Here is a 7,681-nt window from a genome sequence, read left to right as displayed (position 1 = left end):
GTTTTCTCTCAAACGACGGCTTAGCCGGGCACCGCGCCCTCAATCCTCCATCGCCTCCAGTTCCTTGCCCGCCGTCTCGCGGATGAAAGCGCGGACCAGGAAGAAGCTGAGCGCCGCGCTCGCCGTATACAGCGCGTAAGTCGGGGTGAGGCCCAGGCCGCTTGCCATTCGCGGGAAAGTCTGGACGACGAGATAATTGGCGCCCCATTGCGCCAGCCCGCACACCGCCAGCGCCGATCCGCGCAGCTGGTTGGGGAACATCTCGCCCAGCATCACCCACATCACCGGGCCCCAGCTGAAATTGAAGAAGATGACGTAGAGATTGGCCGCCACCACCGCGACGAAGCCCCATTGCTGGCTGAGCTGAAGATTGCCCGACCCATCGAGCATGCCGTTGGAAAACGCCCAGGTCATCAGCCCGAGGGTGACGGCCATGCCGATCGATCCGATCATCAGCAGCGGCTTGCGGCCGATCCGGTCGATCAGCACGATCGCGGCCAGGCACGCGCCGATCGAGACCGCGCCCGAGACGATATTGCGCTGGAGCGCCGCCGATTCATCGACGCCGGCCAGCTTCCACAGCGTTTCACCATAATAGAAGATCACGTTGATGCCGACGAATTGTTGGAAAGTCGCCAGCAGGATGCCGGCCCACACGATCGGCCGGAACAGGAAGCTGCCGCCGAGCACGTCGCCCAGGCGCGGGCGATGGTCCTCGCGGAACGTCGCGCGGATTTCGGCGACTTTGCCGGCCGCCCCGTCGGCGCCGAACAGCCGCGCCAGCACGCCTTCCGCTTCCCGGTCGCGGCCCTTGCCGACCAGATAGCGCGGGCTTTCCGGGATGAGCAGCAGCGCGACCACGAACACCGCTGCCGGCATTGCTTGCGCCAGATACATCCAGCGCCACGCCTCCCGCCCGCCGACTGGGTTGAGCGAATTGCCACCGGCGGCCTGTTGCAGGAAATAATTGACCACGAATGCCGCCGTCAGCCCGATGATGATCATGATCTGCTGCAGGCTGCTCAGCCGCCCGCGAATGCCGGCGGGGGTGACTTCGGAGATGTACGCTGGCGACAGCACGCTTGCTGCACCCACCGCCATGCCACCGGCGAAACGCGCTAGGACGAACAGCTCGTGCGACGCCGTGGTGCCTTGAACCAAGGCGCCAATCAGGAACAGAAATGCCGCGATCAGCATGACGCGCTTGCGCCCCACCGCATCGGCCAGACCGCCGGCGGCGAACGCACCGACCGCGCAACCGACCAGCAGCGAGCCGACCGTGAAGCCCAGCCCGTCATCGGTCAGCGCGAAAGCGGCTTTCAGCCCCTGCTGCGTGCCGTTGACCGCGCCGCTATCATAGCCGAACAGCAAGCCCCCGATCGTCGCCACGCCGACAATCGCGCCGATAAATCCTAGGTTGGTCCGTTGTTGAGCTACGTTCATGCATCCCCCAAGTTGATCGGCACCAACAGTTTTGTGCGGCACGATTTATCGTGCGATCACCTAACCGATAAGAGTCCGGGCGACTGCCCCGTGTCAAGCCGGCAACGGCTGACGTGGCCGCCGCATTGGAATGTCCCATGCTGACCGACGCAAATCGCTTGAAGCGGTCCCGCCAACACGCCTAGACTGCTCGGCGGGAAGAGGGTCGCGCCCACCTTTGACGTTTCATGCGCATCGCCGGCGTTCGGCGGTGCGACGGTTTTGGCTGGTCGGGAGACGGGCGAAGATGGCACGGGGCTTGGGACTGCTGGGGCTGGTCGCCGCAGCGATGATCGGCATGCCGTCCGCTGCCTTCGCCGATGGGCCCGTGCTCAAGGATATCTTTCCGGTCGGCGGCGGGTTGTGCCAGGCGCAGAGCCGCTTCAGCGCGCCGGCGCTGCAAGGGGTGTTCGACCGCGCCTGGTCCGTCATCTGCCGAGATGCCGAAGCGCCGGTGGGTGAGGTTATCGCCTTGCACGACGGCGGCGCGCCCGCCGGCCCGCGCTTCACCAAGCAGGAGCCTGCGGGCCTTGCCTGCGATCCGCCCAAGCAGGAGCAGATCGCCCTGGTCGGCGCAGTGAGCGTGCGGCATTGCCGCTTGGGCGCGCTCGGCCTCAGCTACCGGATCGTTTCGGTCCATAAAGGCCGCTTCCAATATCAGGCGCAGGGGCTGGCGGCCTATCAGAACGCGATTGACCTCGCGCTTGCCAGCGTCGTTACCGACCGGATCGTTCCAGGCACGGTAACGGTGGCGACGCTGGGCGATGCCGATGCGGCGGTGATCGCGCGCGCGCAGGCTCGCACGGCCGATCCGCGCACCGTGCTGGCGCAAGGCTATCGCAGCAACAATTCGGGCCGTTATGCCGAGGCTGCGGCCTATTTCGCCGCGCTGAAGGATACCCTCGACGATAGCGTCGCCGGCCCCAACGCGGCGACGGCCGCCTCGAAGCAGGATGCCGAGCATGAGGCGCTGATCAACCAGGCGCTGCAGCGCTCCGATCTCGGCGCGTTCGACGATGCCGATCTGCTGTTCGCGCGCGCCGCTGCCATACCGACGCGCGATCCCGTCCAGCGCCGGCTTCGTCGCAATTTCCTGGCGATCCACCGGCTCAACCAGGGCGACGATGTCGGCGCGCTCGACGCGTTGACCGTGGCGGTCGATCCGCCGTTCCCGGCGATCGCAACGGGCGACGCGGTAACCCTCTCTCCGGAAGTCGCGGCGGCGGTGAACGGTGCCGCGGGTGATCCGCGCCAGGGCACCGTCCGCCAGGAGACGACGCTGACGCCGGCCGAGCGTTGCCAGATTCTCGACGCGCAAGCCGATCTCCTGCGCGGCGTCGCTTTCCGGCTCGAAGGCCAGGCGAGCGATGCGCGCGCCTCGATCGATCATGCCATCACCGCGATGGCGCGGGTGCGCGACGGTCGCGTCGTGTCGCTTGCGCGGTTGCAGGCGCAGGCGCTGATCGAGCGGGCGCGGGCGGCGGAAGAAGCCGGCCAGCTTTCCGCTGCCGATGCCGATTTCCGCGCGGCGGTCGACTTGCTGGCGCTGCGGTATCCCGAAACGACCGCGCTCAACGGCGCGCGCGCACAATATGCCGCTTATCTTGCCCGCCACGGCAATGGCGACGCCGCGCATACGCTCTATCGGCAAGTCATCGCTGACACGATCGCCAACCAGACCGACCTGACCGGTGTCGCCAACGAGATCGATCCCTATTTCGCCATGCTCGCGGCCAATGGCGCCAAGGCCGATGCCGCAGCGGAGCTGTTCCTGGCAGCGCAGACGATCGTCCGCCCCGGTGCAGCGACCACCTTCGACCAGCTTTCCCGCGCCCTATCGACCGGTGAAGGCCAGGGTTCCCGGCTGTTCCGCCAGTCGCTGTCGCTCGGCCGCGATATCGAGCGCAGCCGCATTGCGCTGGCCCAGCTGCGGCTGGCACCGTCACCCGATGCCGCCGCGATTGCCGCCGAAGAAGCGCACCAGACCGACCTGACCGCGCAGAAGACCGCTGCGCTTGCCGCTCTGGCGGCATTCCCGCAATATCGCGCGGTCGACAAGGGCGCGGTGACGCTCGCCGACCTCGCCGGTCTACTTCGCCCCGGCGAAGCTTATTACAAGCTGACTTTGGTCGGCAGCCATCTCTATGCGGTCTATGTCGATCAGGCGGGTGCGGTCGCGTTCCCGATCGCGATCGACGCCGCGACGCTGGCTGACCGTGTCGCCGCGATCCGCGAGTCGATTTCGGTCACCGTCAATGGCGTCCAGGCGACATACCCTTTCGACGTGGCGGACGCGCGATCGCTGTTCGTTGATCTGTTCGGCCCGGTCGCGGCGCGGCTTGCCAGCGCCAAGCGGCTGATCTTCGAGCCCGACGGCGCGATGCTCGAATTGCCGCCGAATCTGCTGATCGCGGATCAGGCGGGGGTCGATGCCTATCTCGCGCGGACTGCCTCGTCCGACGCCGACGCGTTCGATATGCGGGGGGTGGCGTGGCTGGGGCGGGATCGCGCCGTCAGCACGGCGCTCTCTACCAAGGCATTCCGCGCGAGCCGGGCGCTGGCGCCGTCGGCGGGCAAGGCGAGCTATATCGGCTTCGGCGAGAATGCGCCGCTGCCGGCGGCGGCCGCGGCGGCGCTGGCGCAACCCCTGCCGGCGGGCGCGATACTCGATTGTCGCTGGCCGGCGCGCATCTGGGGCCGACCGATCGCCGCGACCGAATTGCGCGACGCGGCGCATGCGCTTGGCGATGCCGGCGATGCGATCGTAACCGGCGCTGCCTTTACCGACCAAGCGGTGCTGACGCGCGCCGATATCGGCAATTACCGGATCATCCATTTCGCGACGCACGGCCTGGTCGCGCCGCCTCGCGCCGGCTGCCCGGCGCAGCCGGCGCTGCTGACGTCGGTCGGCGGCGATACATCGGACGGCCTGCTCGATTTCTCGGAGATTTTCCGGCTGCGGCTCGATGCCGATCTCGTGATCCTGTCGGCCTGCGATACGGCAGCGGCGGCGGGGCAAGGCGCGACGCTGGCGGCGGGGCTGACCGATGGCGGGAACAGCGCGCTCGATGGGCTGGTGCGGGCTTTCATCGGGGCCGGCGGTCGCGCGGTGATCGCGAGCCATTGGCCTGCGCCGGACGAATTCGATGCGACGCGCCGTCTGATGACCGCGCTGTTCACCGTAGCCCCAGGGACGCCGGTCGACGAAGCGATGCGAGCGGCGGCGGTGCGGCTGATGGACGATCCGCAAACCTCGCACCCCTTCTACTGGTCGGGCTTTGCGATCATCGGCGATGGCGCGCGGCCCGTCACCACAGGCGCTCGAGCGCCGCAATGACCGAGGCGGCCGCCCCGCCGCGCCCACCGCTGGCGACTCGGCTGGCGCAAGGCGCGCGCGCGGCCGGGCCGGCGCGGCTGGCGTTGGCGCTGCTCATTATCGTCGTGGCGCTGATCGTTGCGAGCGCAAGCTGGCGGCTGCCGCTGATCGGGGACGCCGAGCGCATCGCCTATGATCTGCGCGAGACGGCGTTTGCGCCGCGGGTCGACCAGGATCCGCGTATTTCGCTGATCGTCTATAACGACCAGACGTTGATTGCGACCAAGAAGCGCTCGCCGCTCGATCGTGGCCTGCTGGCGCGCGCGTTGAAGGCGATCGATGCGCTCCGTCCGCGCCGCATCGGCATCGATATCCTCTTCGATCAGCCGCAGGACGAGGACGCCGAGCTGATCGCGGTCCTGCGCGGCATGAAGACGCCGACGTTCGTCGCTTTTGCCGACGCGCGCACCAATGCCGACAACGTGCTGCCCGAGCAGGCTGCGTTCCTCGCCGATTTTATGCGGCGCTTGCGCGGCGGCTCGGCGCGGCCGGCGAGCATTCGCCTGAAGACGGACCCCGACAATGTCGCGCGAAGCTGGCCCGATCAGCCTGCCGGTTTGCCGCCGCTGCTGGCGCTGGCGATGGAACCCCGGGGGCAGGCGTTCGCAGGCTATACCGGCAGCCTGCGCTATCGCTTGCCGCAAAGCGCCGATCGCCCGGTATTCGCGTCGCTGCCGATCGATCTGCTGGCCGATCCGGCGATGGCGCCCGCGCTCGCTAGCCAGATCGCCGGGCGTGACGTGCTGATCGGCGGCGACATCGTCGATGTCGATCGCTTCCAGACGCCGATGACGGGCTTTGCCGACGCTGCCGTACCGGGGACCGGCAAGACGATGATCGGGCTGGAAGTCCATGCGACGATGCTGGCGCAACTGCTCGACGGTGCATTGCTGCATCCGCTGGCCGCCTGGCTGCGCTGGACGCTCGCCGCGCTCGTCGTGCTCGCCGCGATCGCCACGACGCTCGCCGAACTCAACTGGTGGCGGCTGACGATCGTGCTGGTCGGCCAGATTGGGCTGATGGTGGTGACGCCATTCGTCCTGCAGGCACGGGGGTTCGACACGCAATTCCTGCCGGCGCTTGGCTGGCTGCTTGGTTGGGGGCTGGCGTTCGCCGCTGCCGGATCGGCGGCGCGTGCGGTGGGCGCCGAACAGCGCCGCTTCGCGCAATCGGCGCTCGGCAAGTATCTGCCGCGCGACATTGCCCGCCGGATTATCGACGAGCCCGAGCGGCTGGCGCTGCACGGCGAGCGGCGCGAGATTTTCGTGCTGTTCAGCGATCTCGAAGGCTTCACCAAACTCTCGCACGCACTGCCGCCGGAAACCGTCGCGAGCCTGCTCAACCGCTATCTCGATCTGCTGTCGAACGTGGTGCTCGATCATGGCGGCACGATCGACAAATTTGTCGGCGATGCGGTCGTGGCGTTCTGGGGCGCGCCGATCGCGCGGGCTGACGATGGCGCCAACGCCGCGCGCGCCGCTTATGCGATGTGGCGAGCGGGGGAAGATTTTCGAAAGTCGCTGCCCGCCGATGGCCCGACTGTCGGGCGCACGCGCGTCGGCTTGCATTTCGGTGCGGCGGTCGTCGGCAATTTCGGCGGCGAGGGCCGCATCCAGTATACCGCGCTCGGCGATGCGATGAACACGGCGTCGCGCCTCGAATCGGCCAACAAGCAGCTCGGCACGAGCGTGATCGTCAGCCGCGAGGCGATGTCGCGATCGGGGCTCGATTGGTGGCGGCCTTTGGGCTCGATCCGGCTGCGCGGGCGTGCCACGCCGGTCGATATTTTCGAGCCCGCGCCGGATGTACCGGTGGAAGACCGGCGGCGCCTTGCCGAGTTGATCGACGATCTCTGCGATCCGGCGCGCGGCGCACGCGCCGCCGAGGAACTGGTCGGGTTTGCCACATCGCATCCCGGCGACGCCGCGCTCGTGTCCTTAGTAAATCGCGTCAAGGAGGTTCGATATGGTGAAGCGTACGACTTGGCTTAGCCTCGCGCGCGGGGTGGCTGCTGTGCTCGCGCTCGGTGGCGCCGGCCACGCGTTGGCGCAGGCGCTGGTGGTAAAGGCAAGTGGCCCCTCGGCCAGCCATTATCCCGCCGGCACCCGGCTTGCCGCCGGCGCCCGGGTGACGCTTGCCGCTGGTGACACGCTTGTCCTGCTCGACGGGCACGGCACGCGCACCTTGCAAGGTCCCGGCAGCTTCCCGGCAACGGCGAGCACGGCGGCGGCCAGCGCAAACAATGGTGTCGCCGCGCTGCTTGCCGCACGCCGCACGGGCCAGGCGCGGATCGGGGCGGTGCGCAATGTCGAAGGCGAGGATCAGCCGACGCGGAGCCCCAACCTCTGGTACGTCGATTTCGCCAAGCCGCAAACCGCATGCGTTCCCGATCTCGGCGCGGTGAAGCTGTGGCGCGCCGATATCGCCAAGCAGCAAAGCTTCAAGGTGATAGGCGACAAGGGCGAGTCTGCGACGGTGGTGATGCCGGCGGGTCAGGCAGTCGCGATCTGGCCCAAGACGATGCCGGTCAGCGATGGCGCGCACTTCGCGGTATCGGGTGGATCGCTTACCGCGCCGGTCGATATCCGCTTCGCCAAGGTAGACTCCCCGCAAGTGCGCGCTGATGCGGTCGCCGATGCCCTGATCAGCCATGGCTGCACCGTACAGCTCGATCTGCTGCTCGCGGCAGTGCCGTCGCGCACAGATGCAGTTGCAGGCAATTGACGGGGGTAGAGCGGTTGTTCGGCCAGCGCAACACTGTTAGACCAATGCCTGGGACCGGATCGCCGGTCGCCGAGTTGCTCGTTCAAGCGAGTGCGGTGA

The 7,681-nt window shown here is 67.9% G+C and carries 4 protein-coding genes; 3 read left to right on the top strand and 1 reads right to left on the bottom strand.

What is annotated here, in order from left to right; translation table 11 throughout:
* Positions 1–39 precede the first annotated feature (39 nt).
* Positions 40–1,443 (bottom strand): sugar porter family MFS transporter, encoded by a 1,404-nt coding sequence (locus ACLB0R_RS13940; RefSeq protein ID WP_416643104.1) that lies wholly within the window; start codon positions 1,441–1,443, stop codon positions 40–42.
* Positions 1,444–1,729: 286 nt separating this feature from the next.
* Between ACLB0R_RS13940 and ACLB0R_RS13935 the strand changes: the two genes are divergently transcribed.
* Genes ACLB0R_RS13935 through ACLB0R_RS13925 form a run of 3 tightly spaced genes read left to right on the top strand, consistent with a single transcriptional unit; the run spans position 1,730 to position 7,582 of the window.
* Complete coding sequence (locus ACLB0R_RS13935; RefSeq protein WP_416643105.1) at positions 1,730–4,819, top strand: CHAT domain-containing protein; 3,090 nt, start codon at positions 1,730–1,732, stop codon at positions 4,817–4,819.
* Positions 4,816–6,849: a CHASE2 domain-containing protein gene (locus ACLB0R_RS13930; protein ID WP_416643106.1), complete on the top strand. Its 2,034-nt coding sequence runs from the start codon at positions 4,816–4,818 to the stop codon at positions 6,847–6,849. The genes ACLB0R_RS13935 and ACLB0R_RS13930 overlap by 4 nt, the downstream gene beginning before the upstream one ends.
* Positions 6,827–7,582: a hypothetical protein gene (locus ACLB0R_RS13925; RefSeq protein WP_416643107.1), complete on the top strand. Its 756-nt coding sequence runs from the start codon at positions 6,827–6,829 to the stop codon at positions 7,580–7,582. The genes ACLB0R_RS13930 and ACLB0R_RS13925 overlap by 23 nt, the downstream gene beginning before the upstream one ends.
* Positions 7,583–7,681: the final 99 nt, after the last annotated feature.

It is taken from the genome of Sphingomonas sp. GlSt437 (assembly GCF_048015635.2).
Taxonomy (GTDB): Bacteria; Pseudomonadota; Alphaproteobacteria; order Sphingomonadales; family Sphingomonadaceae; genus Sphingomonas.
The sequence above is the reverse complement of the archived record's forward strand: the minus strand, read 5'-3'. Positions and strand labels throughout refer to the sequence as shown.

Bases quoted from the DNA above. Each gene is read 5' to 3' on its own strand.
- ACLB0R_RS13940 (WP_416643104.1), bottom strand. From the start codon at position 1,443: ATGAACGTAGCTCAACAACGGACCAACCTAGGATTTATCGGCGCGATT.
- ACLB0R_RS13935 (WP_416643105.1), top strand. From the start codon at position 1,730: ATGGCACGGGGCTTGGGACTGCTGGGGCTGGTCGCCGCAGCGATGATC.
- ACLB0R_RS13930 (WP_416643106.1), top strand. From the start codon at position 4,816: ATGACCGAGGCGGCCGCCCCGCCGCGCCCACCGCTGGCGACTCGGCTG.